General features: G+C 27.4%; 4 protein-coding genes. All 4 read left to right on the top strand.

What is annotated here, in order from left to right; all coding sequences use genetic code 11:
- The first annotated feature begins 246 nt into the window (after window positions 1–246).
- The 4 genes from Q0C22_RS03220 to Q0C22_RS03205 are packed head-to-tail and all read left to right on the top strand — an operon-like array spanning window position 247 to window position 2,466.
- On the top strand, window positions 247–552 hold the full coding sequence (locus tag Q0C22_RS03220) for a hypothetical protein (RefSeq protein ID WP_291490628.1): 306 nt from the start codon (window positions 247–249) through the stop codon (window positions 550–552).
- A gap of 8 nt (window positions 553–560) precedes the next feature.
- Window positions 561–1,865, top strand: coding sequence for a glycosyltransferase family 1 protein (locus tag Q0C22_RS03215; RefSeq protein ID WP_291490627.1), 1,305 nt, complete (start codon window positions 561–563; stop codon window positions 1,863–1,865).
- Window positions 1,866–1,895: 30 nt separating this feature from the next.
- Entirely contained in the window at window positions 1,896–2,168 is a 273-nt protein-coding gene (locus Q0C22_RS03210; RefSeq protein ID WP_291490626.1) for a hypothetical protein, read from the top strand.
- On the top strand, window positions 2,146–2,466 hold the full coding sequence (locus Q0C22_RS03205) for a hypothetical protein (RefSeq protein WP_291490625.1): 321 nt from the start codon (window positions 2,146–2,148) through the stop codon (window positions 2,464–2,466). Before Q0C22_RS03210 ends, Q0C22_RS03205 begins: the two co-directional genes overlap by 23 nt.
- The last annotated feature ends 114 nt before the right edge of the window (window positions 2,467–2,580 follow it).

The raw sequence follows: 2,580 nt of genomic DNA, 5'->3' as shown, positions 1-2,580 counted from the left end.
TAGACTCTAAAGACCCTTATTATAATGTAAATTTAACATTACAACGTTTTGATTTTTCGGTAAATATATAGAATATGTGTTTTAAAAAATAATAAATCTTTTGTTGTATGCTAGATAGGTCAAATAATTTTGGAAAAAATAATTTTAAAAAAACTAGTAAATATATCAAAAATTTGATAAATTGGTGCAGATTATGATGGAAGCTGATCTAAAAAAGGATAAAATAAAATAATCAATAGATAAATTATGGCTGTTAAAAGAATTTTAATTGATTGCTCCGATACTTACACCTATAATTTACAAACCGGCATTCAAAGAGTAGTGCGTAACATTGTGTCGAGAACCGATTTAATGGAAAAAAAGTTAGGAGTATCTGTGGTTCCAGTGATTTTAACTAAATATGGATATGTAAATATAGAAAATTTCATTTCGCCATCGCTATCAGATATAACCAACAAGATAAGTTTTAAAAAGAAAATTAAATTTTATTTAAAAAATAAAAATGAAATTACCTATAATATTGTTCTTATGGTCGCATCTACCAGCCTTTAAAAAATTTTTTGATATATTTTATTAGTTCTGTATTTCACCAAAAAAATGCACTAACAATAAATAAAACTGATTTGTTACTTATAATTGATGCTTTTTGGCAGATTACTTACACTGAAAATAAACTTTTTTTTAAAATTCAAAAAAAATTAAAAAAAAAGGGTGGTAAAGTCGCTTACCTTATATATGATATAATACCGGTAACAAACAAAGAAGTGGTAAGTGATGCAATGGTTAATGTTTTTGAGAAAAGTTTTAATAAACTTATTAAATATGCAGATTTTTATATTACTATCTCAAGAAGCGAGCAAAGAAATATTGATAGCTATTTAAAATCACAAAAAATCAATAAACCAATAGAATATTTTTATCTAGGCGCGGATTTGCCAAAATGTGAAGAAAACGAATCAATTCAATCGGATATTGCCAAGATTATAAAAAATCCATATTTTCTTATTGTAGGTACAATTGAGCCAAGAAAGGGTCATAGTATTGTTATTGAAGCTTTTGAATATCTATGGAATGAGGGTTTTGGTGATTCACTGGTTATTGTTGGAAAGCCAGGTTGGGCAAGCCAGAAGCTATTTAATCATATTTTAAACTCCACCTATTACAATAACAAACTATTTATGTTTAATAATTGCAATGATAGTGAACTGAATTTTTTATACAATAATACTAAAGCACTCATTTTTGCCTCTCAAAGAGAAGGGTTTGGACTGCCACTGGTAGAAGCTATGCAATACAAAAAACCAATTATTGCAAGCGATATAGAAGTATTTAAAGAATTAAAAGATTTAAATGTACCTATAAGTATACAGATTAGCATAGGAGAACCGGCTCCTGAGATTACCCTTGATAAATATTTAGACGAAATTATAGCAATAATAAACGATAGCGGCTATGATTCAGCTAAAAATCAAAAATATGATAATGCAAAAAGTTCAGATACTGAAATTTTAAAAAATGAAACAGAATCAAGTCCTGCTTTAGTCGTTAAAATTGCCGAAACTTTATCTGTTCTACCTGGTGTAGAATCTATTCTTGCAGTTAAAGATGACGGCGAAGTGCTTTATTCTAAAGGCATAGAAGATACAGATTTTGAATCTGCTGATGCTTTATTTCTTTTTAATCAATCAAAAGAATTAGGCGATATATTAAATTTTAATAAATTAAAAAGTGCTATATGCGAAGCTAATAATTATAAAAAAATAATTATTAACAATAAAAATATTCTATATATCCTTAAAATTTCATCTGATGTGCCTGCTTTAAAAACCCAGATGGAAGCTATAAAATTGCTTAAAGAGAATTAAATTTCATTAATTATATAAAAATTTAAATTTATGAATGTAACAGACGATAAAAGTATAATATATAAGATTCTTAAAATTGCCGGAGTTGATGCTTGCGCAATATCGTCTTTAGATGGTGAAGTTTTACAGTTTGAGACTAACGATCCTGAAATACAATCGGAACAAGTCAATAGGGTATCTAGAGAAATAAGTAAATTATTTGCTTCATATTCAATTTCTTCTATTGAAATTTCTTCATTATATTTAAATTTTGATGACAGAAATATTATAGTTAACGGATTTGGTAGCGGATTCTTTTGCTAAAAGCGAAACAGCTTTTAATTCAATTTTAAATGAAAATTTAATGTCTGAAGGCGGAATAAATAGCAGTGAAGTAATCCCAAAGAATAAAATGGATGCTCTAAAAGATCTTTTTTCTGAAAATCTAGGACCTATATCTACCATAATTTTTGAAGAAAAACTTAAAGATTTAAACGAAAATGTAGATGCCTTTCATTTAGATAATGTTGAAAATTTAATAAACAATTTGGCGCAGGAAATAGAAAATAAGAAAGAAAGACTCAATTTTATTACTGCCGCGAATAAAATTATAAATTCGTAAGATAACAAAATAAAAATAAAAGTTTTAAAAATAAAATTTAAAAATCTTCCAAATGCCGGCGTGGCTCAGGGGTAGAGCAGCTGATTCGTAATCAGCGGGTCGTAGGTTCGATTC

This window comes from Desulfurella sp. (assembly GCF_023256235.1).
Taxonomy (GTDB): domain Bacteria; phylum Campylobacterota_A; class Desulfurellia; order Desulfurellales; family Desulfurellaceae; genus Desulfurella.
This window is presented reverse-complemented; position numbering and strand designations above follow the sequence as displayed.

Coding starts and splice junctions, on each gene's coding strand:
- Q0C22_RS03220 (WP_291490628.1), top strand. CDS start 247: ATGGCTGTTAAAAGAATTTTAATTGATTGCTCCGATACTTACACCTAT.
- Q0C22_RS03210 (WP_291490626.1), top strand. CDS start 1,896: ATGAATGTAACAGACGATAAAAGTATAATATATAAGATTCTTAAAATT.